The sequence below is a fragment of the Microbacterium sp. CBA3102 genome (assembly GCF_007954505.1).
Taxonomy (GTDB): domain Bacteria; phylum Actinomycetota; class Actinomycetes; order Actinomycetales; family Microbacteriaceae; genus Microbacterium; species Microbacterium aurugineum.
This window is the reverse complement of the sequence record NZ_CP042412.1, coordinates 594,098-615,214: the sequence shown is the minus strand read 5'-3', so window position 1 is coordinate 615,214 and position 21,117 is coordinate 594,098. Positions and strand designations below refer to the sequence as shown.

Here is a 21,117-nt window from a genome sequence, read left to right as displayed (position 1 = left end):
CGGGGGCATTCCAGGGCATCCCCCCTGCGGCGGAGTCCCTGGGATCACCCTTCCGGGGGAGGAGGGGATCAGGAGCGCCCGGCGTGCAGCACCGTGCGCACCAGGAGCCCGGCGATGAGCGCCCAGAACGCGGCGCTGACGCCGAGCACCGCGATCCCGGAGGCGGCCACCAGGAAGGTCACCACGGCGGGGATGCGCTCGCCTGGATCGTCGATGGCCTGCTGCACCGATGATCCGAAGGCGGCGAAGAGCGCCAGACCGGCCACGGCGGGGATCACCGCCGTGGGCGCGAGCACCACGAGCGCGGCGAACGCGGCGGAGAACACCGCCAGCACGAGGTACGACGCCCCGGTCGAGACGCCGGCGACCCAGCGACGTTTCGGGTCGGGATCGGCATCCGGTGAGGCGGCGAGGGCGGCGCTGATCGCGGCGAGGTTGATCGCGTGCCCACCGGCGGTGGCGCCGAGCGCGGTGCCGACACCCGTCACGAGCATCGCCGGACGCCACGGCACTTCGTACCCGAAGCTGCGCATGATCGCGATCCCCGGGACGTTCTGCGAGGCCATCGTCACGATGAACAGGGGGAGAGCGAGACCGACCAGCGCGCCGACCGTGAACGTCGGGGCGGTGAACTCGAGGCGCGGCAGGAGCAGCGCGGCGTCGAACGTGCTGCCCGCGCCGATCAGTGACACCGCGACCACCACGGTCGCCGCCACGAAGGCGAAAGGTACCGCCCAGCGCGGCGCGAGGCGGGCGAACACCAGCCAGGTGAGCACGACCGGCACCACGCCCCAGGGGTTCGCGACGATGCCCGTGATCGGCGCCAGGCACAGCGGCAGCAGGACACCGGCGAGCATGGCCTGCGCGATCGACGGAGGGATGCGCGCGATCAGGGCGCCGAGCGCGGGCCAGAGAGCCGTGAGCAGGATCAGGGCGGCGGTGACCAGGAACGCGCCGACCGCCGCCGACCAGCCGCCCTCGACGGTGCCGGTCGCGACGAGGAGTGCCGCACCCGGTGTGGACCACGCGACCGTGATCGGCATCCGATACCGCCATGCGAGCACCACGCACGCGAGTCCCATCGTGAGGCTGACCGCGAGGAGTCCGCTCGCCGCCTGCGCCGCGTCCGCACCGACGGCGTCGAGCCCGGTCAGCACGACGGCGAACGAGCTGGTGAATCCGACGAGTGCCGTCACGACCCCCGCCAGGATCGGACGTGACAGGGGTACGGCTTCGGGCATGGCTCCGAGGCTAGCGCGCGCGGCGGGCCGCGGTGCTCACGCCAGACCCATGCGATGCGCGAGGACGACGGCCTGCACCCGGTCGCGCGCGCCGAGCTTCTGCAGGATGCGCGAGACATGCGTCTTCACCGTGGCTTCACCGATGAACAGCGCCCTGGCGATCTCGGAGTTGCTGCGGGCGTCGGCGAGCAGCGTCAGCACCTCGGCCTCGCGCTCGGTGAGGGGTTCGGCGAGGGTGAGCTTCGGGATCGCGGCGCTCTCGATCGAGGGGGCCGCGATCGGCTGTGCGGGGGCGGCGGCGAACCGTGCCAGGACGCGGCGTGTGACCTCGGGAGCGAGCATCCCGTCGCCGGCGGCGAGCGCGCGGACGGCGGCGATCAGGTCTTCGGCACCGGCGTTCTTGAGCAGGAAGCCACTGGCTCCGACATCCAGCGCCTGGTACAGGTAGTCGTCGCGATCGAACGTGGTGACGATCGCGATGGCCGCGGTGATCTCCGGGTCGGCGACGATTCGTCGGGTCGCCTCGATGCCGTCCATGTCGGGCATCTGCACGTCCATCGTGATGACGTCGGGGTGCAGCGCGGATGCCTGAGCGACGGCCTCCGCGCCCGACGACGCTTCGCCCACCACGGTGATGTCGGGCTGGGTGTCGAGGATGGTGCGGAAGCCTGCGCGCAGCAGCGCATGGTCATCGACCAGCAGCACACGGATCGGGCCGTTCATCGGCGCGCTCCCGTCCTCTCCGGGGTCGGAAGCGGCACGCGGGCCCGCACGCGCACCCCGCCGAGCGGCCGGGAGGTCACCTCGAGAGTGCCGCCGGATGCCGCGGCGCGTTCTCGCATTCCCAGCTGACCGAGCCCCGGACGCACGTGGGTGACTGCGCGCCCCGTGTTCACGATCTCGATCTCGACGCCGTCGTCGTCGTAGCGCACACGGACATCGGCGGTGGCACCGGAGCCCGCATGGCGACGGGCGTTCGTCAGCGACTCCTGTGCGATCCGGTACAGGTTCACGGCGACGAGGGAGGGAACCGGGACGGGGTCGCCGATCACGGCATAGTCGGTCGGCAGCCCCGCCTCGGTCGATGCTTCGGCGAGCGCGGCGATGTCGTCGAGGGTGAGTGTGGAGGCGGTGTCGGTGGCCTCGCCGCCGGGCGTGCGCAGAGTCTCCAGCAGTTGGCGCAGCTCGTGGATCGCGTCGCGCGCCGACCCCTCGATGCCGGAGAGGATGCGTGCGGCCTCGGTGGTGTCGCGATCGAGCACCAGACGCGCCGCCCCCGCCTGCACGCCCATCACCGAGACGTGGTGGGCGACGACGTCGTGCAGCTCGCGGGCGATCCGCACCCGGTCGAGGGCGACGGCCTGTGCCGCCGTGACCTCGCGCTCGCGTTCCAGCTCGACCGTGCGATCTTCGAGCACCGACCGCTGCTCCGCGGCCGCCCACGAGCGCTCGCCGAAGTAGTACGCACCGCCGAAGTAGAGCACGTTCAGCAGGAGCTGGATGAGCATGAACGCGACGTAGGGTGACATGGCCCCGGCGATGACATCGGCGTCGTCCGCCTCCGTGATCGCATCGCGGTACATCGTGATCAGCAGCCACACGAACATGCCGACGATGATCGCCACCCGCACGATCAGTGCACGCCGGCGGTCGTTCATCCAGGCGCCGACCGTGTACAGGGCGATGAACATCGCCATGTTCCCGACATAGATCTCCGGAACCCGCACGGTGACGGCGGCGAAGTAGGCGACGGAGACGACCACCGCGACGGTGCCGGGCCAACGACGACGGAAGGCGAGAGGGATGGCGACGACGACCGCGTACACGAGCGCGGTCCACAGGTCGGCCTGCTCGTCGCCGTACACCTGCGCGATCGAGGACAGGGCGGCGCTGAGGATCGCGCCGACGAAGAGCGCGAGCGCCAGGAAGAGGTCGTTGCGCCGTTCGCGTTCGGTCGGCGTGCGGGTGAACGGTTCGGCGGCCATCCCTCCACCGTAGGGCGGGGCGTCCGCCGCGGCATCCCCCTGGCGGCGGATCGGTGGGTAGGAACGATTGCTTGCCAGCGATTACTTGCTATTGACAAGCAAAGGTGTTTTTTACAAGCTTGTCGACAGGGCTCACGATCGATGGGTCCACACCGATATCCACACCGACAAGGGAGTCGACATGACCAAGGTCTTCGTGAATCTGCCCACCCGTGACCTCGAACGCGCCAAGGCCTTCTACGTGGCGCTGGGCTGTGAGATCAGCCCTCCGTTCACCGACGAGAACGCCGCGTGCGTCGTGTGGAGCGAGGACATCTACTTCATGATCCTCCGGCGTGAGTACTTCGAGACGTTCACCGACAAGCCCATCGCCGACCCGAACGACGTTCTGCAGGTGTCGGTCGCGTTCAGCCAGGATTCGCGCGAGGAGGTCGACGCGATCCTCGCCAAGGGCCTGGCCGCCGGTGGATCCGAGCCGAAGCCCGCGCAGGACTACGGCTTCATGTATTCGCGCGACCTCGACGACCCGGACGGCAACTCCCTCCGCTTCCTCTACATGACCCCCGAAGCCGTCGAGAACGGGCCGGACCACGTGGCCGACACCGCCGCGTCGGCCTGACATGGCGGCGCGCAGCTACGGCCAATACTGCGGTGTGACGACGGCGGTCGAGCTGATCGGGGAGCGGTGGGCATTGCTCATCGTCCGTGATCTGCTCGTCGGACCCCGTCGCTACACCGACCTCAAGCAGGGCCTGCCGCGCATTCCGACCAACATCCTGTCCACCCGGCTGAAGGACCTCCAGGAGGGTGGGGTCGTACGGCGGGTGCCGCTGCTCAATTGCGGGCTCGTGTACGAACTCACCCCGTACGGGCGCTCGTTCGAGCCGATCATGCTCGCCCTCGGACGATGGGGGTTCCAGGCGATGGGGGATCCCGCAGAGGGTGAGGTCGTCACGCCCGACTCGCTCACGATGGCCCTGCGCACGGCGTTCCAGGCGGAATCCGCCATGGATGCCGAGTACGAGCTGCATGTCGGCGACGTCGCCCTCCGCGTGTCCGTGCACGACCGCGAGCTCCGGGTCGCGCAGATCGCACCTCCGGCGCCGCCGGTCGGCGGACGTCTTCCCGACGGCGCTCCGGACGCGGTGATCGTCGCCGGACCCGGCATCCGTCGCCTCATCGGCGGCGATGTCACCCCGGCAGAGGCCCTCGCGCAGGACATCGTCGCGGTCGTCCGGGGCGACGAATCGCTGCTGGACTCGTTCGCCGACACCTTCCGCATCGCACGACTGACCTAGGGAGCACGACATGAACAGCCCGTATCCCGATGAACAACAGGCATCCGGCCGCATCCTGATCGATCTCTTCACCTCCCTCGACGGCGTCGCTCAGGGGCCGGGCGGCACCGATGAGGACCCCTCCGGCGGTTTCCGGTTCAGCGGCTGGCAGGCCGGATACCCCTCGTCCGGTGTCGGGCCTGAGATCGAGAAGGGCATGCGCGGGCTCGACGCGCTGCTGCTCGGCCGGCGCACGTACGACATCTTCGCCGCATACTGGCCGCATCACACCTCGGGCGAGTCCGGCGACATCGGCAGGCTCTTCAACCGCGTGCCCAAGTACGTCGCGACCCGGGATGCGAATCTCACGCTCGACTGGGAGGGCAGCACGCGCGTCGGTGCCGACCTCGCCGCGGAGGTCGCGGCGATGAGGGCGGCCCACCGCGAAGTGCACGTGATCGGCAGCATTGACTTCGTCCACACGCTGCTCGCCGAGGGGCTCTTCGACGAGCTGAACCTCTGGGTGTATCCGCTGCTGCTCGGCGCGGGCAAGAAGGTGTTCGACGACGATGCGCTTCCCTCGGTGCTGCGGTTGTTGGAGCCGCCGATCGTCGACGAGGCCGGAGTGACGCTGCTCCGCTACGCGCGGACCGATCGGGTGCCGCAGGTCGGGACGTTCGAGTGAGTCTCAGCCCAGAAGCCGCTCGATCACCCGCGCCACACCGTCCTGATCGTTGGAGGAGGTCGTTTCGTCGGCCGCATCCTGCACGAGGGGTTCGGCGTCGGCCATCGCGACCCCGCGCCCTGCCCAGCGGAGCATCTCGACGTCGTTGAGCGCGTCGCCGAAGGCCACCACGTGGGTGCGGTCGATACCGAGGTGCTCGCAGAGTCGGGCCAAGCCGGTGGCCTTGGTGACGCCCTCGGCCATGACCTCCACGAACGGAGCGCCCGAGAGCGTCGCCTCGAAGCCGGTCAGCCCGAGGGAACGTACCGTGTCGAACAGCGCGTCGGGCGCGAGTTCGGGGTGGCGGATCACGAACTTCAGGCTGGGGGCGGCGAGCACCTGCTCCAGCGGCACGCCGCCCATCGTGGCGGGGTCCCGCTTGTGGTCGGTGAGTGCAGCGATCGCGGCGTAACCGTCTTCGGCCACGAACGTCTCGCCGGCTTCGCGCACGCTCGCGAACAACAGGCCAGGGATGCTTGCGCGCAGAGCCTCGGCGAGGGCACGGATCGTCTCGGGCGGAAGCTCTTCCGCGAAAAGCATCCGTCCGTCGTCGAGGCGCACGGCGTAGGCGCCGTTGCTGCACAGGGCCCATCCGTCGAAACCCGCATCCGCGGCGATGGCTCGCAGCCCGATCGGCTGGCGGGCCGTCACGGGGACCACGTGGATGCCGCGCTCCCGTGCCGCGTCGAGCGCCGCGCGGGTGCGCGTGCTGACCGACGACGTCGAGTCCAGGAGGGTGCCGTCGAGGTCGGTGGCAATCAGCCGCACGCTCATCGGATCGGCATTCAGGAGAAGATCATCGGCAGGTCGTCGTCGTCCTCAGCGCCACCGGTGCCCAACCGGCGCCCATCGAGGTCGACCACCACCGGTACGTGGTCGCTGGGCTGTTCGCCCTTGCGCTCGTCACGGTGGATGGAGGCTCCGGTCACCGCTTCGGCCAGCGTGCGCGAGCCCAGGACGAAGTCGATCCGGACGCCCTCGTTGCGGGGGAACTTCAGCCGCTGGTAGTCCCAGTAGGTGAAGCCCTCGGGGATCAGCGGGCGCACCACGTCGGTGACCCCGGCATCCTGGAACGCGAAGAACGCGTCGCGCTCCTGCGGGGAGACGTGGGTGGAGCGGCCGATCACGATGTCGGGGTCGCCGTTGTCGTGATCGAACGGGATGATGTTGAAGTCGCCGACCAGGGCGAGCGGGAGGTCGGGGTTCGCCGAGAGCTCGGCCGCCGTCGACTTCTTGAGCTGCTCCAGCCAGTGCAGCTTGTACAGGTAGTGCGGGTCTTCCAGGGACCGGCCGTTGGGCACGTACAGGCTCCACACCCTAACTCCGTCGACCATGACGCCGAGCGCGCGCGCCTCGAGAGGAGCATCCGGACCCTCATGGCCCTTGGCGAAGCCCGGCATTCCGTCGAAGGCCGTGCGCACATCGGTGATCGGCAGGCGGCTCGCGATCGCGACCCCGTTCCACTGGTTCAGCCCATGCACCTCGACGTGGTACCCGGCTTCCTCGAACGGCGCGTAGGGAAACTGCTCCGGCTTGCACTTGATCTCCTGCATCGCCAGCACGTCGATGTCTTCGCGGACGGCGAATTCGACGGTGCGGGTGACGCGGGTGCGGATGGAGTTGACGTTCCAGGTGGCCAAGCGCATGCCTCAAGCCTAGGGTGTGCCTCCTACACTGGATGCCGTGACCGCACTCGACGCAGACCGCCAGACACTCCTCGACCTCATCAAGGATGAGGCGGTGTTCCACGGCGACTTCACCCTCTCCAGCGGCAAGCAGGCGACGTACTACGTCGACATGCGCAAGCTCACCCTGGACCACCGTGCCGCTCCCGCGATCGGCCGCATCATGCTCGACCTGATCGGCGACCTCGACGTCGTGGCGGTCGGTGGGCTGACACTCGGCGCCGACCCCATCGCGAACGCGGTGCTGCACGCGTCGGTCGCCACCGACACCCCGCTCGACGCCTTCGTCGTGCGCAAGGAGCCCAAGGACCACGGTCGCGGTCGTCAGATCGAGGGCGCAGACGTCAAGGGCAAGCGCGTCGTGGTGCTCGAAGACACCTCGACCACGGGCCAGTCCGCGCTCAAGGCCGTCGAGGCCCTGCGCAAAGAAGGCGCCGAGATCGTCGCGGTCGCCGTGATCGTCGACCGGAAGACCGGCGCACAGGCCGCGATCGAAGCCGAGGGTCTGGAATGGCGCGCGGCCTTCGACCTCGACGACCTCGGGCTCGACCCCCAGTGACGCGCTACGCGCTCGCCGTCGATGTGGGCGGCACGAAGATGGAGGCCGCGCTCGTCGCGGAGGACGGCCGACTGCTCCCCGGGAGTCGTAGTCGCCAGCCGACCGGTCGGGACGCCACGTTCGAGTCTCTGGACGCGGCCGTCGTCGCGATCGTCGAGCTCGCGCTCGCCGCGCTTCCGGCCGACGCGGAGCTCGTCGGTGCGGGAATCGGCAGTGCCGGTCCCGTCGACCGCTCCCTCGGCGCGATCATGCCGGTGAACATGCCGCTCGCGCGCGGCTTCGTCCTGGAAGAGGCAGTGCGCACCGCGGCGTCCACCGTCCTCGGGGGCGACGTGCGCACCGTGCTCGGCCACGACGGCGGTGCCCTCGCGCTCGCGGAATCGTGGCTCGGCGCCACGCAGGGCGCCGGCGCCTCGCTGTCGATCGTGGTCTCGACCGGCGTCGGCGGCGGCTTCGTCGCGAACGGCGCCTACATTCCCGGAGCCACCGGCAATGCCGGTCACCTCGGTCAGGTGCGTCGCGAGGGCGGCCTGACGCTCGAGGAGATCGCCTCCGGTCCCGCGAGCGCCGCGTGGGCCCAGGAACAGGGGTGGACCGGCGCCACCGGCGAAGACCTCGCGCGGGACGCGGCGGCCGGCGATCCCCTCGCGCGGGCGGCGATCGAGCGTTCGGCCCGCGAGGTGGGGGAGGCGCTGGCGGATGCCGCGACCCTCGTCGACCTCGACGTGGTCGCCATCGGCGGCGGATTCTCGCGAGTGTCGTCGGACTACATCGACCTCGTGCAGCAGGCACTCACCGCGAGCGCGGCCCACGAGTACTCGCGCCGTACCCGCGTCGTGCGCTCGGGGCTCGGCGACGAAGGGCCGCTCATCGGCGCCGCTGCTCTCGTGCTCCGGTAGGCACCGCACGCCCTGCTCACCGGCGCACAGTGAGCAGGTGCCGGGGTGGTCCTTCGAGCCGGGCGACGGCGACTTTCAGGTCGGTGACATCGGCCGCGACCGCATCGATCCGGGTGGTCAGAGTCTCGGAAACGGCATCGATGCGATCGGTCAGAGTTCCGGAGACGGCGTCGATGCGGGCGGTCAGAGTTTCGGAGACGGCGTCGATGCGGGTGCTGAGCTTTTCGTCGACGGCGTCGATGCGGGTGCTGAGCTTTTCGTCGACGGCATCGATACGGGTGCTGAGTTTCTCGTCGACGGCATCGATGCGGTCATCGATGCGGCGTACCATCCAGGCGCCGGCCGTGAAGAGGCTCGCGGTGATCGTCAGCACGACGCCGATCGCGCTGATGATGATCGCCAGGACCTCGGTGGACACGCGTGCTCTCCTCGCTGCGGATGGGTGTGTCGTCGACGTTACGCCGGACTCGCGGGTGGGTGCTCCGGTATTCCGGCATCCGTGAAGAGGTCGACGATATCGGCAGGTGTGCAGGAGGTGTCAGCGTACGGAAGCCCGACGAGGGGAACGCGCGGCAACCAGCATCAGCACCGGGATGAGCGCGCACAGCCCGGCGGACACGAGGAACGTCGTACTCGATGCCGGATCCCGTCCGATCAGGAGGATCACCGTCGGCACGAACGTCCCCCCGACGGCCCCGCAGGCGACGAGCGCGCCGGTCACCGCAGCGCTGCGCGCGGGGTCGAGACGATCGAGGGCGAGTCCCAGGATGAGGCCGTAGCTGGGTGCGAGGAGGACGACCACGGCGGCCAGCGCGCCGAGCGCCACTTCCGGCGCGGACTCCACCAGTATCCCCGCGGTCGCCATCAGGACCGCCGCGGCACCCGTCGCGGACACGAGGATCACGATCGGTGAGACGGAGAGCCGGCGCAGTCCCGCCGCGCTGAACCGCCCGACGGCCATGAGCGTCCAGAACGCCGAGGTCCCCAGCGCGGCGAGGCCCGGATCGACCGCGAGGATCCGCTCCGGGATCACCGCCGACCACCCGGAGAGCACGGTCTCGACGCCGACATACAGGGGGAGTGCGACGGCGAAGGGCAGGAGCGTGAGCAGCCCGCGAACGTCCCGATGCGCGGGAGTCTCGGCGGGGGAGGTCGGGGCCGCCGGTCCCGCGAGCATCGCCAGAGCCAGGAGCGGCACGATCGCCAGGATGCCGAGCAGCGGGCGCGTTCCGGACCCCACGGCGACGAGCAGGGGCGTGACCGCGGCGCACACCGCGACCGTGCCGAGCAGAGCGCTGAGCAGCCCCGTCGCGCTGCCGGCGGCCACGGACTTCGCCGCCACGGATCCCGAGGCCTCCACCAGCCCGAATCCGAATCCGGCGACGGCGGCCGCGGCGATGAACATGGCGGGGGCGTCTGCCACGGCCACGGCGATGATCGCCACGGCTTGGAGGGCACTGCCGAGCATCAGCGTGGTGCGCGGTGGACGGCGCATCAAGAGCGGGCCCGAGCTCAGGACTCCGATCAAGAGCCCGCCGAAGAGAGCGGGGACCGCGGCGCTGAGGTCGGTCGCCATCGCGCGTTCGGTGGAGGGCAGGACCGCGGGGACGAAGGCCGCCGTGACCCCGAGGCCCGCGAAGGCGGTGAACAGCCCCGCTCGCGCTCGCCGGGTGCGGGCGGTCACGCCCCCGTCTTCCGCACGCGGTGGACGGCGGCGAAGGTGTCGCGCAGAGCCTCCATCGAGCGGTCGTAGTTCGACTGTGCGACGCCGATGAAGATGCAGTCGACCACCATCAGCTGGGCGATCCGGCTGCCGAGGGCACCCGACCGGAAGCCGGTCTCGCGCGCGGCGGTCGTCAGGACGATGTCCGCCTGGTCGGCCAGTGGAGCGCCGGCATGGTTCGTGATCGCGATCGTCGTCGCCCCGGTCTGGCGGGCGAGCAGCAGGAACTCGATCGTGTCGGTCGTGGTGCCGGTGTGCGACACCGCGATCGCGACGTTGCCGGGGCCGAGCGTCGCCGCCGAGGTCCAGGCGGCATGCGGGTCGGACCAGTCCAGTGCCGTGCGCCCGATCCGGGTGAGCTTGCGTTGCAGGTCGAGTCCGACGATGGAGCTCGCACCCACACCGAAGATGTCGACCCTGGTCGAGGACGTGATGGCGTCGACGGAAGCGCGCAGTGACTCCGTGTCGAGCACCTTGGCGGTGTCCGCGAGCGAGAGGGTCTCGGCCAGCGACACCTTCGCGACGATGTCGGACAGCGTGTCGTTGCGGTCGATGTCGCCGGAGACGGCGGGGAGCGCGGCCGTGTCGAACGTCTCGCGTTCGACGTCGCGCAGCACGTGGTTGCGCAGCTCGCGCACGTGCTCGTAGCCGAGGCGCTTGCAGAACCTCACCACCGAGGTGGTCGAGGTGTCGCAGCGCTGGGCGAGTTCGGCGATGGAGAGTCCGGCGGTCCCCGCCGGATCGGCGAGGAAGAGGTCGGCGATGCGCTGCTCGCTCGGACGCAGCTCGGGACGGATCGCACGCATGCGGACGAGCACGGGGTGTGCGCCGGCATCATCGCGGGCGGCTTCGTGGGGCATGGGGTCTCCGATCGCTGTTCATAACAGTAGAGGAACTTCTGTTACATCAGTAGTGTCTGTCGTGTACTTTTAGTACCAACCCAGACCGACGATGTTCGCGGGCGGCAGGCGACAGAGCCTGACCCGACGCCACGGCGACGCGTCCCAGCCAGGAGGAATCAGCAATGAGCACAGCACGGCGGGCGTCATTCGGCGCTCTCACAGCCACGGGTGTCGCTTTGGCGCTCGTGATCACCGGTTGTTCCGCACCCGCGTCCGACACCCCGTCGACGGGTGAGGCCGGCGGTGACCTCGTCATCGGCGTCACGAGCGATCCCGACACGCTCTTCCCCTGGAAGGCGACGCAGTTCCAGGCCGTCAACGTCCTGCAGAACCTGTACGGCACGCTGACCGAGTTCGATGAGGACCTCAACGTGGTCCCCGGCCTCGCCGAGTCGTGGGACGTCTCGGAAGACGGTCTCACCGTGACCTTCCACCTGCGCGAGGGCGTCACCTACGCGGACGGCAGCACCTTCGGCTCCGAAGACGTCAAGTACTCTCTCGACGCCATCGCCGCCGAGGAGACGGCGGCCGTCGCAGCGAGCTCTCTCGCCTCCGTCACCGCGGTCGAGGCCACCGACGAGAACACCGTCACCCTCACCCTGAGCGCGCCCGACGCCGCGCTTCCCGCGAACCTCGCCGTGATCAACATGGCGATGCTCTCCTCGGACGACACCGAAGAGGGGCTGAACACCACGCCCAACGGCACCGGTCCCTTCATCCTCGACGACCGCAAGGCGAGCCAGTCGATCACGCTGGCGAAGAACGAGGACTACTGGGGCGACGCGGCGCTGCTCGACACGGTCGAGTTCCGGGTGATCCCCGACGAGTCGTCGATCGTGTCGGCGATGCAGTCCGGCAACGTGCAGCTGGCCGTCTTCGACGACCCGCTGGTCGCACAGACCGCCGAGGGCGCGAACGTCGAGGTCGCCACGACCCCGCAGCTGAGCTACCACGCGCTGCAGCTGAACGCCACGCGCGGTGACCTGACCGACGTCAACGTGCGACTCGCGATGCAGTGCGCGATCGACCGCCAGGAGGTGCTCGACACGGCAGCTCTCGGCGAGGGCGAAGTCACCGGTCCCATCACCTCTCCCGCGTACAAGTCCGACCCCGAGGCGCGTCCGTGCCCCGAGCGTGATCTCGACAAGGCCGCCGAGTACCTGAAGAAGGCGGGCAAGGAGGACGGCGTCACCGTCAAGACGATCGTCTCCCAGGGTGAGTACGCGACGTCGGTGAACGAGGCCCAGAACCTCAAGGCGCAGCTGGCCGACGCGAACATCACGCTCGACCTCGAGGTGCTCGAGTCCGGCGCGTTCGTCGATCGCTGGATCGCAGCCGACTTCGACGCCGCCGTCGCCCTCAACGGCGGTCGTCCCGACCCCGACGGCATGTACGGCCGCTACTTCACCAGCACCGGAAACCTGAACAAGGTCGCCGGATACTCCTCGCCCGAGCTCGACGCGCTCTTCGCCGAGGGTCGCCAGACGGCCGACCCGGAGAAGCGCAAGGACATCTACGCGCAGGTCTCCGAGAACCTCGAGGACAACGCCGCGTGGATCTGGCTGTTCACGAGCTACACCTACACCGCGACCTCCGCGACCGTCGACGGCTTCGTCCCGATGGCGAACGGCTCGCTGCAGTACCTGCGGACTACCTCCATCAAGTAGCGGATCGGAGGGGGCGCGGCCACCCCGCGCCCCCTCCCTCCCCGACGACAGGCACCCCCACACGCGCATGTTCAGACAGCTCCTCCGCAACAGCGTGCTGCGACGCATCGTCGCCGCACTCGGCACGCTCCTCGGCGTCGCCATCTTCGTCTTCCTGATGCTGCGGGCCATCCCCGGCGATCAGATCAGCTCCGGCCTCGGCACGGAGGCGGCCGCCCTCACGCCGTCGCAACGCGCAGCCCTCGAGGCCTACTACGGGCTCGACCAGCCGCTCTTCGTGCAGTTCTTCTCCTGGTTGGGCAACATCTTCACCGGAAACCTCGGGTTCTCCTCTCGGGCACAGACGAGCGTCCTCGATCTCACCGCCGCCGCTCTTCCCGTCACCTTCGAGCTCGCGATCTTCTCGATCGTGATCGCCCTGGCCATCGGCATCCCCCTCGGAATGCTCTCCGCCTCGAAGCCCGACTCGTTCCGCGACGGCGTCGGACAGGTCGTCGGCCTCGCCGGTCTCTCGATCCCCGCGTTCCTGCTCGGGACGGCGCTCCTGGCGATCCTCGCCTCCTCGTTCGGCTTCAACCCGAACGGTCAGGCCTACGCCACGCTGTTCGAGGACCCGCTGCTGAACCTCCAGCAGATGCTGCTGCCCTCGATCGTGCTCGGCTTCGGCATCGCCGCGCCGATCATGCGCACGACCCGCACCGCGGTGCTCGAGATCCGCGCCAACGACTTCATCCGCACGGCCAGGGCGAAGGGCGTCCCGCCGCGGCGGCTGCAGGTGCGTCACGTGCTCGGCAACGCCCTGGTTCCCATCGTCACGATGACCGGCCTGCAGTTCGGCTACCTCCTCGGCGGCGCCGTGGTGGTGGAGCAGATCTTCTCGCTCCCCGGCATCGGGCGACAGGTGCTCCTCGGCATCCAGCAGAAGGAATACGCACTCGTGCAGAGCACCGTCCTCGTGATCGCGCTCGCCTTCGTCATCGTCAACCTGCTCACCGACCTGCTCTACCGGGTCATCGATCCTCGGGTGCGTGCCGCATGACCGACATCTCTCAGACTCCGACCCTCGCCCCCGGCGGCGGGCGCAGCATGGAGCGCGTGCGTCTCCTGCTGCGCAGTCGCAGTGGACTCACGGGCCTCATCATCGTCGTCCTGCTGGCGGTGCTGAGCCTCGTCTCGGCGTTCGGGCTGCTGCCGTTCGACCCGCTCGCGCAGGATCCGCCGTCCCGCCTGCAGCCGCCGTCCGCCGTGCACTGGTTCGGCACCGATCAGTTCGGTCGCGACGTGTTCTCCCGCGTGGCCGCCGGTGTCGCCAACTCGGCGCTGATCTCGGTGGTCGCGGTGGCCTTCGCCACCGTCGTCGGAACCGTGTGCGGACTCATCGCCGGCTTCTACCGCGGCATCTCCGACGGCGCGATCACGGCGGTGACCAACGTGCTGTTCGCGTTCCCGCCGCTGCTGCTGGCCCTGTCGCTCGCGTCTGTGTTCGACCGCAACTGGTTCACGATCGCCGTGGCCATCGCGATCGTGTACGTGCCGATCTTCATCCGCGTCACCCGCGGACCCGTGCTGTCGCTGCGCGAGGTCGAGTACGTCAAGGCGGCCAAGAGCACGGGTCAGAGTCGCATGGCGACCATGTTCCGGCACGTGCTGCCGAACATCACGTCGATCATCATCGTGCAGGTCACGCTCTCCCTGTCGTGGGCCGTGCTCACCGAGGCCTCGCTGAGCTTCCTCGGTCTCGGCACGCCGCCGCCCGCCCCATCGCTCGGCTCGATGATCTTCGAGGCGCGCACGCTCGTGACGATCGCGCCGTGGACGATGATCGCGCCCGGTGTGATCGTGGTGCTCCTCGTCGTCGGCCTGAACCTGCTCGGTGACGGGCTGCGCGACAGTCTCGACCCCCGGAACAGAGGAAAGCGATGACCCGGGAGGATCTCGGCGGGCTGGCCACGGAAGCCAGCGATCCGCGCTATGCGGAACTCGACCTGATGAGCGTGGCGGAACTCGCGCAGACCATGAACGAGGCGGACGCCACCGTGCCCGCCGCGGTGCAGCGCGCCCTGCCGCAGATCGTGCCCGCCATCGAGGAGACGGCCGCTCGCATGGCGCAGGGGGGCCGCCTGGTCTACGTCGGCGCGGGAACCCCCGGACGCATCGGTGTGCTCGACGCCTCGGAGTGCCCGCCCACGTTCAGCACGCCGCCGGAGCTCGTCTTCGCGATCATGGCCGGGGGCCCCGGCGCGATCGTGAACCCCGTCGAGGGTGCGGAGGATGACGCGGACGCGGGTGCTGCAGCGATCGACGCGGCCGGCATCGGTCCGCTCGACACCGTGATCGGCATCGCCTCCAGCGGACGCACGCCCTATGTGATCGCGGCCGTCCGCCGTGCGCGCGAGCTCGGAGCGCTCAGCATCGGTCTCTCGTGCAATGTCGGCACCGCGCTCAGTGCCGCGGCGGAGCACGGGATCGAGGTCGAGGTCGGCCCCGAGGTGCTCTCCGGCTCGACGCGGCTCAAGTCGGGCACGGCCCAGAAGCTCGTGCTGAACATGTTCTCGACCATCTCGATGGTGCGAAACGGCAAGGCGTACGGCAACCTGATGGTGGATGTGAAGGCCACCAACCACAAGCTGCGTGAGCGGGCCATCCGGATGGTGCAGACCATCGCGGCGGTCGACCGGGACGCGGCGCTGGCCGCTCTGGAATCGGCCGCCTACGACGTGAAGCTCGCGTCGATCATGATCCGCCGCGGGGAGGATCTCCCGGCGGCGACCGCACGACTGCATGCCGCCGACGGCCGGCTGCGCACCGCACTGGAGGAGAACTGATGCGCGTCCTCGGACTGATCTCCGGCACCTCGCACGACGGGATCGATGCCGCCGTCGTCGACTTCACGACCAGTGGCGGCTTCACCGCGCACGGCGTGGACCTGCGCGGCACGGTGCTCGCGGCGACCAGTGTGCCGTATGCCCCCGAACTGCGGTCGCGGCTGATCGCGGCGCTGCCGCCGGCGCAGACGACGCTCGCCGAGGTCGCGGAGCTCGACACGCTCATCGGTCAGGCATTCGCCGACGTCGCGGCCGACATCGCCGCAGAAGTGGGGGGCATCGACGCGGTCTGCTCGCACGGACAGACCGTGTACCACTGGGTCGACGGCGCGCACGCGCGCGGCACCCTGCAGATCGGGCAGCCCGCCTGGATCGCGGAGAAGGTGGGTGCCCCCGTGGTCTCCGACATCCGCATCCGCGACATCACCGTCGGTGGCCACGGTGCGCCGCTGGTGTCGTTCCTCGATGAGCTGCTGCTGCGCTCACGCGCCGGGGTGTCCGCCGCCCTGAACCTGGGCGGCATCTCGAACATGACGGTGGTGAGGCAGGACGGCCTAGTCGCCTACGACATCGGCCCCGCGAACGCACTCGTCGACGCGGTCATCGTGGAGCACGACCTCAACCCGCTCGGCTACGACGACGACGCCGCGATCGCCCGCACCGGGCAGGTCGACGAGACGCTGCTGGCCGCTCTGCTCGAAGACCCCTACTACGCGCTCACCCCGCCCAAGAGCACGGGCAAGGAACACTTCCACCTCGGCTACGTGCACGAGCACCTCGCCGCGCAGGGGCGCGAGATCGCGGTGGCGGATGTCGTGCGGACACTGACCGAGCTCACCGTCCGCACGGTCGCACGCGACGTGGAGGCCGCGGGCATCGGGTTCCTCGCCGTGTCGGGCGGCGGCTGCCGCAACCCGCTGATCCTCGATGGACTGCGCGCCGCCCTGCCCGCGACCGAGGTCGTGCTGGCCGACGAACTGGGGGCTGCGGCCGACAGCAAGGAGGCGATCCTCCTCGCCCTGATCGGCTGGTCCACGATGCACGGCGTCCCCGCGATCGTCCCGGGCGGCACCGGTGCTCGCGAGCCGCGCATCCTGGGCACGATCACCCCGGGCGTCGGTCCGCTGCAGATGCCGGAACCCGTCGCCGCCATCGACTCCCTCGTGCTCACGGAGGCCGCGACATCGTGACCCTCCAGGTGCGCCCCGCCACCCCGGACGACCTGTCCGGGGTGCTCGAGGTGTTCCTCGCCTGCTGGCGGGAGAGCTACCGCGGCGTCCTCCCCGATGCGGCGATCGACGCCATGACCGACGCGCGCGCGGAGGCGCTGTGGCGGCGGGTGCTCTCCGACCCGGTGGGCATCGTGCTCGTGGCCGAGCGGGACGGCGGGATCGTCGGGATCACCCGGTACGCGGCGACGTCGAACACCGACGGGCGGATCGACGGGGCGGTGCACTCCCTGTACGTGTCGCCCCGTGCCCACGGCGGCGGCATCGGTGGAGCGTTGCTGACCCGGGCGACGGCAGAGCTGCGGGAGGCCGGGGCCGAAGCCGCGACACTGTGGGTGTTCGCAGCGAATGCGCCGTCGATCGGTTTCTACGAGGCGAACGGCTGGCATCCGGATGGGGCCACCCGCACGCAGCCGGAGTTCGGCGAGCCCGAGCAGCGCATGCGCAAGGAGTGGACATGAGCGCCGTGGTGCGTCTGCGCGTGCTCCGGGTGTCGTCACCGCTGGTGCGCCCGTTCATCACGGCCGTGCGGCAGACGGACCGTCTCGACGTCGTGCTGGTCGAGGCGACCGATGCGGAGGGGCGCCGCGGATACGGGGAAGCCGCCACGAGCTGGCGTGTCACGGGGGAGAGTCCGCAGAGCGTCGCCGCCGCGGTCGCAGGTCCGCTCGCCGACGCCGTGCTCGGTCGCGATGCCGGCGACGCCGGGCTCCCGGGGGACATCGCGCGGTCGATCTGGGGCAATGCGGCCGCCCGCAGCGCTGTCGAGTGCGCGGTCGCCGATCTCGCCTCCCAGCAGCAGGAGGTCTCGCTCGTGGCCGGCCTCTCTCGCGCGCACGCGGTGCACAACTCCTCACGAACGTCGCACGTCCGCACCGACATGACCCTGTCCGTGGGAGAGCCGGAGGCGGTGGCGACGCTTTCTGAGGAGTACGTCACCGCAGGCTTCGGCTGCCTCAAGCTCAAGGCCTCGGCCGCGCACGACATCGTGGCCGCACTGCGGGCCGTCCGCGCGGCTGTCGGGCCCGACATCACCCTGCGCATCGACGCGAACCAGGCCTGGGACGCCGAGACCGCGATCCGCCTGATCCGTACCGCCGAGGACGCGGACCTCGGGCTCGAACTCGTCGAGCAGCCGGTCGCCGCCCACGACCTCGACGCGCTCGCCGCGGTGACGGCGGCCGTCGACACCCCGATCATGGCCGACGAGTCGGTCCGGACGGCCGAGGACGTGCGCGTGATCGCCGATCGGGGAGCCGCCGCCCTCGTGAACATCAAGCTCGCCAAGACGGGCGGTCCGGCCGAGGCGATCGCTGCCGCGGAGGCCGCGCGAGAGGCAGGGCTGGGGGTCGTGATCGGCTGCATGATGGAGTCCCACGTCGGAGTGAGTGCCGCAGCCCACCTCGCAGCGGCCGTCGCTCCCGATGTCGTGCACGACCTGGACGCGGCGTCCTGGCTGCGTCGCTCACCCGTGGTGGGCGGGGTCGCCCCGTCCGGTGAGGTGCTGGCGCTCGGGGCGGGCACAGGGCTGGGCATCCTGGGGCTCGCATCCGACGCACAGACCGACATCCTCCTCGACCTCGACCTCGACCTCGGCCGCGGTGCGGAGGTGCGCGCATGACCGCCGCCGCCGCCGTCGCCGCCGTGCTCGGGATGGAGCCCGCCCCGCGCGGAGTCGTCGCGGGCGCCGTGACCGAGGCGGGGCGTGAGGTCGCGGCCGGCGGCCTGGCCGACCTCGCCGGAACCCCGATGACCACTGAGACCGCGTTCGACATCGCCTCGGTCTCGAAGGTCGCGGCGACGACGACAGCGATCCTCAGACTGGTCAGCCGGGGCGACCTGCGCTTCGACGATCCGGTCGACCGTTTCGTCTCCGGGACCGCGTGCGCTCCGGGAACGACCGTGCGCCACCTCCTGCAGCACCGCGCCGGCCTGTGGGAGTGGCAGCCTCTCTACCTCGACCGTGCGCACGCCGGCGACCCCGCCGCCGCGGCGGATGCCATCCCGCTGCGATACGCCCTCGACGACGCCCGCCACTACTCCGACCTCGGCTTCATGCTCCTGGGCCGCATCATCGCGGCGGTCACCCGGTTACCTCTGGACGCCGCCGTCCGCGAGCTCGTCACCGCGCCCCTCGGCCTGGATCGCACGGCATACGGACCCGCCGGTCGGCCCGTCGCCTCGTCCGCGATCGGTGACGTCGCCGAACGCCGCATGGTCGCCACGGGGGAGCCCTACCCGATCCTCACCGCGGTGCGGGACTTCACCTGGCGCGAGGAGGAGATCACCGGCGTCGTGAACGACGGCAACTGCTTCCATGCTCTCGGTGGCGTCTCCGGCCACGCGGGGCTGTTCAGCACCGCGACCGACCTGCTGACCTTGGGGGCGGCGCTCGCCGCGCCCGAGCGCCATCCCGCGCTGTGGGGCCCGGACGACGTCGCCGAGCTCTTCCGCGACGGACCGGATGCCGGACAGGCGCTGGGGTGGCGCAGCGACACGGTCGCCGTCGCCGGCCGGCCGACCCGCGTGCTCTGGCACCCCGGCTTCACGGGCTGTGCCCTCGGGATCGTCCCGAACACCGGCACCGCCGCGGTGCTGCTGAGCACCCGCCTCTTCGCCCCCGAACCCGCACCGACCGAGGCGCTCTGGCGCGCGGTGCTCCCCGCCCTCCTGGACGACAACGAAGGAACGAGAACATCATGAGCATCACCGAGCCCGTGCTGAGCATCAGCGGTCTCGCCGTCGCCTTCCGGACCGGTTCCGAGCTGGTCACCGCGATCAGCGACGTCAACATCGACATCGCCGCCGGTGAGACCGTCGCGGTCGTGGGCGAGTCGGGATCGGGCAAGTCGACCACCGCCGCGGCGGTCAACCGCCTGCTGCCGGAGAACGGCTCGATCACAGCCGGGAGCATCCGCTTCGACGGGCGCGAGCTGACCGATCTGCCCGAGAACGCGATGATCTCGCTGCGCGGCGCGGGGATCGGTCTCGTGCCGCAGGATCCGATGTCGAACCTCAACCCGCTCATGCGCGTGGGCGAGCAGATCGGCGAGGCCCTCGAGGTGCACGGCCACACGCACGGAGACGCCACGAAGGCCCGGGTCGTCGAGCTTCTGGAGATGGTGGGGATCGCGGACGCCGCGCAGCGCGCTCACCAGTACCCGCACGAGTTCTCCGGGGGTATGCGGCAGCGCGTGCTGATCGCGATGGGTCTCGCCTGCAAGCCGCGCCTGCTCATCGCCGACGAGCCCACCTCCGCTCTCGACGTGACGGTCCAGCGGCGCATCCTCGACCAGCTCGACACGCTCACGGATGAGCTCGGCACCGCGGTCTTCCTGATCACCCACGACCTGGCCCTCGCCGCCGAGCGCGCCGACCGCATCGTCGTCATGTTCCGTGGCCGGGTGGTGGAGGAGGGGACGTCCGCCCAGGTCCTCGGCGCCCCGCAGCACGAGTACACCAAGCAGCTGCTCGCCGCGGCGCCCAGCCTCGCGTCCCGCCGGGATGCCCTGCCGCAGCGCGAGGCCGCCACGGGCACTCCGTTCGTGGAGATCCGTGGCCTCCGCAAGGAGTTCGCGCTCCGCGCCCCCAAAGCGGGGGAACCGCAGACGTTCACCGCGGTCGACGGGGTGAGCTTCGAGATCCGGCGGGGCACCACGGTGTCGATCGTGGGGGAGTCGGGGTCCGGCAAGTCGACCACCGCGAACATGGTGCTCGGCCTCGAAGACGCCACGTCGGGATCAATCCTGTTCGACGGGCTCGACCTGACCACTCTCCGTCGCAAGGAGCTGTTCGCCCTGCGCCGTCGGGTGCAGCCCGTCTTCCAGAACCCCTACGCCTCACTCGACCCCCGCTACACCGTCGAGCAGTCGATCGCCGAGCCGCTGCGTGTCCACCGCATCGGCACGACGGCGTCCCGCAAGGCACGGGTGCTCGAGCTGCTGGAACAGGTCGCCCTCCCCGCGGCGATGGCCGAGCGTTTGCCCCACGAGCTGTCGGGCGGACAGCGTCAGCGCGTCGCGATCGCCCGCGCCCTGGCGCTCGAGCCCGAGCTCGTGGTGCTCGACGAAGCGGTGTCGGCGCTCGACGTGCTGGTGCAGGCGCAGATCCTCGATCTGCTCGCCGACCTGCAGAAGCGCCTGGGCCTGAGCTACCTGTTCATCAGCCACGATCTCGCCGTCGTGCGGATGATCTCCGACGAGGTGCACGTCATGCAGCGCGGTGTCGTGGTGGAGAGCGGCACGCCGGAGCGCATCTTTGACGACCCGCAGCATCCGTACACGCGGGAACTGCTCGCCGCGATCCCCGGGGCGTCGCTGGCGTCCTGAGCAGGAGCAGATGTCACGCCTGTCGTCGGTTCACATGTCGGGAGGATGGGCGGATGTCGGGCGAATGCCCTTC

The 21,117-nt window shown here is 70.2% G+C and carries 22 protein-coding genes; 14 read left to right on the top strand and 8 right to left on the bottom strand.

All coding sequences use genetic code 11. From position 1 onward, the window contains the following. Positions 1–68: 68 nt before the first annotated feature. Genes FGL91_RS03100 through FGL91_RS03090 form a run of 3 tightly spaced genes read right to left on the bottom strand, consistent with a single transcriptional unit; the run spans position 69 to position 3,226 of the window. A complete protein-coding gene (locus FGL91_RS03100; RefSeq protein WP_153243042.1) occupies positions 69–1,241 on the bottom strand; it encodes a benzoate/H(+) symporter BenE family transporter in 1,173 nt (390 codons plus the stop codon). A 36-nt stretch (positions 1,242–1,277) separates the two neighbouring features. After that, a complete protein-coding gene (locus FGL91_RS03095; protein WP_153243041.1) occupies positions 1,278–1,964 on the bottom strand; it encodes a response regulator in 687 nt (228 codons plus the stop codon). Next, the gene (locus FGL91_RS03090; protein WP_153243040.1) at positions 1,961–3,226 is read right to left on the bottom strand and encodes a sensor histidine kinase; all 1,266 of its coding nucleotides are present in this window, start codon (positions 3,224–3,226) and stop codon (positions 1,961–1,963) included. Before FGL91_RS03090 ends, FGL91_RS03095 begins: the two co-directional genes overlap by 4 nt. Positions 3,227–3,407: 181 nt before the next feature. Here FGL91_RS03090 and FGL91_RS03085 point away from each other — a divergent pair, with 181 nt between their 5' ends. Genes FGL91_RS03085 through FGL91_RS03075 form a run of 3 tightly spaced genes read left to right on the top strand, consistent with a single transcriptional unit; the run spans position 3,408 to position 5,188 of the window. Beyond that, positions 3,408–3,845 (top strand): VOC family protein, encoded by a 438-nt coding sequence (locus tag FGL91_RS03085; protein WP_153243039.1) that lies wholly within the window; start codon positions 3,408–3,410, stop codon positions 3,843–3,845. 1 nt (position 3,846) lies between these two features. Further along, positions 3,847–4,524, top strand: coding sequence for a winged helix-turn-helix transcriptional regulator (locus FGL91_RS03080; protein ID WP_153243038.1), 678 nt, complete (start codon positions 3,847–3,849; stop codon positions 4,522–4,524). Between the two features lie 10 nt (positions 4,525–4,534). Next, positions 4,535–5,188: a dihydrofolate reductase family protein gene (locus FGL91_RS03075; protein WP_153243037.1), complete on the top strand. Its 654-nt coding sequence runs from the start codon at positions 4,535–4,537 to the stop codon at positions 5,186–5,188. Between the two features lie 3 nt (positions 5,189–5,191). On the opposite strand, the gene FGL91_RS03070 is transcribed toward FGL91_RS03075, so the two are convergent. Next, positions 5,192–6,001, bottom strand: a complete 810-nt coding sequence (locus FGL91_RS03070) for an HAD family hydrolase (RefSeq protein WP_047521095.1) — start codon at positions 5,999–6,001, stop codon at positions 5,192–5,194. An 11-nt stretch (positions 6,002–6,012) separates the two neighbouring features. Beyond that, positions 6,013–6,873: an exodeoxyribonuclease III gene (locus FGL91_RS03065; protein WP_047521093.1), complete on the bottom strand. Its 861-nt coding sequence runs from the start codon at positions 6,871–6,873 to the stop codon at positions 6,013–6,015. Between the two features lie 37 nt (positions 6,874–6,910). On the opposite strand from FGL91_RS03065, the gene pyrE reads away from it, so the two are divergent. Further along, positions 6,911–7,471 (top strand): orotate phosphoribosyltransferase, encoded by a 561-nt coding sequence (gene pyrE / locus FGL91_RS03060; RefSeq protein WP_131494342.1) that lies wholly within the window; start codon positions 6,911–6,913, stop codon positions 7,469–7,471. Then, positions 7,468–8,370: an ROK family protein gene (locus FGL91_RS03055; RefSeq protein ID WP_153243036.1), complete on the top strand. Its 903-nt coding sequence runs from the start codon at positions 7,468–7,470 to the stop codon at positions 8,368–8,370. Before pyrE ends, FGL91_RS03055 begins: the two co-directional genes overlap by 4 nt. Before the next feature lie 16 nt (positions 8,371–8,386). Here FGL91_RS03055 and FGL91_RS03050 read toward each other — a convergent pair whose 3' ends face one another. The 3 genes from FGL91_RS03050 to FGL91_RS03040 form a co-directional block, all read right to left on the bottom strand. Then, positions 8,387–8,788 (bottom strand): hypothetical protein, encoded by a 402-nt coding sequence (locus FGL91_RS03050; protein WP_153243035.1) that lies wholly within the window; start codon positions 8,786–8,788, stop codon positions 8,387–8,389. 120 nt (positions 8,789–8,908) lie between these two features. Then, the gene (locus tag FGL91_RS03045) at positions 8,909–10,054 is read right to left on the bottom strand and encodes an MFS transporter (RefSeq protein WP_131494345.1); all 1,146 of its coding nucleotides are present in this window, start codon (positions 10,052–10,054) and stop codon (positions 8,909–8,911) included. Next, positions 10,051–10,953, bottom strand: coding sequence for a MurR/RpiR family transcriptional regulator (locus tag FGL91_RS03040; RefSeq protein WP_131494346.1), 903 nt, complete (start codon positions 10,951–10,953; stop codon positions 10,051–10,053). Before FGL91_RS03040 ends, FGL91_RS03045 begins: the two co-directional genes overlap by 4 nt. A gap of 164 nt (positions 10,954–11,117) precedes the next feature. Between FGL91_RS03040 and FGL91_RS03035 the strand changes: the two genes are divergently transcribed. The 9 genes from FGL91_RS03035 to FGL91_RS02995 all read left to right on the top strand — a co-directional run bounded on the left by FGL91_RS03035 (position 11,118) and on the right by FGL91_RS02995 (position 21,044). Next, entirely contained in the window at positions 11,118–12,662 is a 1,545-nt protein-coding gene (locus FGL91_RS03035) for an ABC transporter substrate-binding protein (RefSeq protein ID WP_153243034.1), read from the top strand. Between the two features lie 67 nt (positions 12,663–12,729). Further along, complete coding sequence (locus FGL91_RS03030) at positions 12,730–13,701, top strand: ABC transporter permease (protein ID WP_047521078.1); 972 nt, start codon at positions 12,730–12,732, stop codon at positions 13,699–13,701. Further along, a complete protein-coding gene (locus FGL91_RS03025; RefSeq protein ID WP_052193357.1) occupies positions 13,698–14,585 on the top strand; it encodes an ABC transporter permease in 888 nt (295 codons plus the stop codon). Before FGL91_RS03030 ends, FGL91_RS03025 begins: the two co-directional genes overlap by 4 nt. Beyond that, entirely contained in the window at positions 14,582–15,487 is a 906-nt protein-coding gene (gene murQ / locus FGL91_RS03020; protein WP_153243033.1) for an N-acetylmuramic acid 6-phosphate etherase, read from the top strand. Before FGL91_RS03025 ends, murQ begins: the two co-directional genes overlap by 4 nt. Beyond that, on the top strand, positions 15,487–16,677 hold the full coding sequence (locus FGL91_RS03015) for an anhydro-N-acetylmuramic acid kinase (protein WP_153243032.1): 1,191 nt from the start codon (positions 15,487–15,489) through the stop codon (positions 16,675–16,677). Before murQ ends, FGL91_RS03015 begins: the two co-directional genes overlap by 1 nt. Then, positions 16,674–17,177: a GNAT family N-acetyltransferase gene (locus FGL91_RS03010; protein ID WP_194239299.1), complete on the top strand. Its 504-nt coding sequence runs from the start codon at positions 16,674–16,676 to the stop codon at positions 17,175–17,177. The genes FGL91_RS03015 and FGL91_RS03010 overlap by 4 nt, the downstream gene beginning before the upstream one ends. Next, complete coding sequence (locus FGL91_RS03005; protein WP_153243030.1) at positions 17,174–18,337, top strand: enolase C-terminal domain-like protein; 1,164 nt, start codon at positions 17,174–17,176, stop codon at positions 18,335–18,337. The genes FGL91_RS03010 and FGL91_RS03005 overlap by 4 nt, the downstream gene beginning before the upstream one ends. After that, entirely contained in the window at positions 18,334–19,419 is a 1,086-nt protein-coding gene (locus FGL91_RS03000) for a serine hydrolase domain-containing protein (protein WP_153243029.1), read from the top strand. The genes FGL91_RS03005 and FGL91_RS03000 overlap by 4 nt, the downstream gene beginning before the upstream one ends. Continuing rightward, positions 19,416–21,044, top strand: a complete 1,629-nt coding sequence (locus FGL91_RS02995; protein ID WP_131494196.1) for an ABC transporter ATP-binding protein — start codon at positions 19,416–19,418, stop codon at positions 21,042–21,044. Before FGL91_RS03000 ends, FGL91_RS02995 begins: the two co-directional genes overlap by 4 nt. Positions 21,045–21,117 lie beyond the last annotated feature (73 nt).

Excerpts from the sequence above, each read along its gene's own strand:
- FGL91_RS03100 (WP_153243042.1), bottom strand. The coding sequence starts at position 1,241 with ATGCCCGAAGCCGTACCCCTGTCACGTCCGATCCTGGCGGGGGTCGTG.
- FGL91_RS03095 (WP_153243041.1), bottom strand. The coding sequence starts at position 1,964 with ATGAACGGCCCGATCCGTGTGCTGCTGGTCGATGACCATGCGCTGCTG.
- FGL91_RS03090 (WP_153243040.1), bottom strand. The coding sequence starts at position 3,226 with ATGGCCGCCGAACCGTTCACCCGCACGCCGACCGAACGCGAACGGCGC.
- FGL91_RS03085 (WP_153243039.1), top strand. The coding sequence starts at position 3,408 with ATGACCAAGGTCTTCGTGAATCTGCCCACCCGTGACCTCGAACGCGCC.
- FGL91_RS03080 (WP_153243038.1), top strand. The coding sequence starts at position 3,847 with ATGGCGGCGCGCAGCTACGGCCAATACTGCGGTGTGACGACGGCGGTC.
- FGL91_RS03075 (WP_153243037.1), top strand. The coding sequence starts at position 4,535 with ATGAACAGCCCGTATCCCGATGAACAACAGGCATCCGGCCGCATCCTG.
- FGL91_RS03070 (WP_047521095.1), bottom strand. The coding sequence starts at position 6,001 with ATGAGCGTGCGGCTGATTGCCACCGACCTCGACGGCACCCTCCTGGAC.
- FGL91_RS03065 (WP_047521093.1), bottom strand. The coding sequence starts at position 6,873 with ATGCGCTTGGCCACCTGGAACGTCAACTCCATCCGCACCCGCGTCACC.
- FGL91_RS03040 (WP_131494346.1), bottom strand. The coding sequence starts at position 10,953 with ATGCCCCACGAAGCCGCCCGCGATGATGCCGGCGCACACCCCGTGCTC.
- FGL91_RS03035 (WP_153243034.1), top strand. The coding sequence starts at position 11,118 with ATGAGCACAGCACGGCGGGCGTCATTCGGCGCTCTCACAGCCACGGGT.
- FGL91_RS03030 (WP_047521078.1), top strand. The coding sequence starts at position 12,730 with ATGTTCAGACAGCTCCTCCGCAACAGCGTGCTGCGACGCATCGTCGCC.
- FGL91_RS03025 (WP_052193357.1), top strand. The coding sequence starts at position 13,698 with ATGACCGACATCTCTCAGACTCCGACCCTCGCCCCCGGCGGCGGGCGC.
- murQ (WP_153243033.1), top strand. The coding sequence starts at position 14,582 with ATGACCCGGGAGGATCTCGGCGGGCTGGCCACGGAAGCCAGCGATCCG.
- FGL91_RS03015 (WP_153243032.1), top strand. The coding sequence starts at position 15,487 with ATGCGCGTCCTCGGACTGATCTCCGGCACCTCGCACGACGGGATCGAT.
- FGL91_RS03005 (WP_153243030.1), top strand. The coding sequence starts at position 17,174 with ATGAGCGCCGTGGTGCGTCTGCGCGTGCTCCGGGTGTCGTCACCGCTG.
- FGL91_RS03000 (WP_153243029.1), top strand. The coding sequence starts at position 18,334 with ATGACCGCCGCCGCCGCCGTCGCCGCCGTGCTCGGGATGGAGCCCGCC.
- FGL91_RS02995 (WP_131494196.1), top strand. The coding sequence starts at position 19,416 with ATGAGCATCACCGAGCCCGTGCTGAGCATCAGCGGTCTCGCCGTCGCC.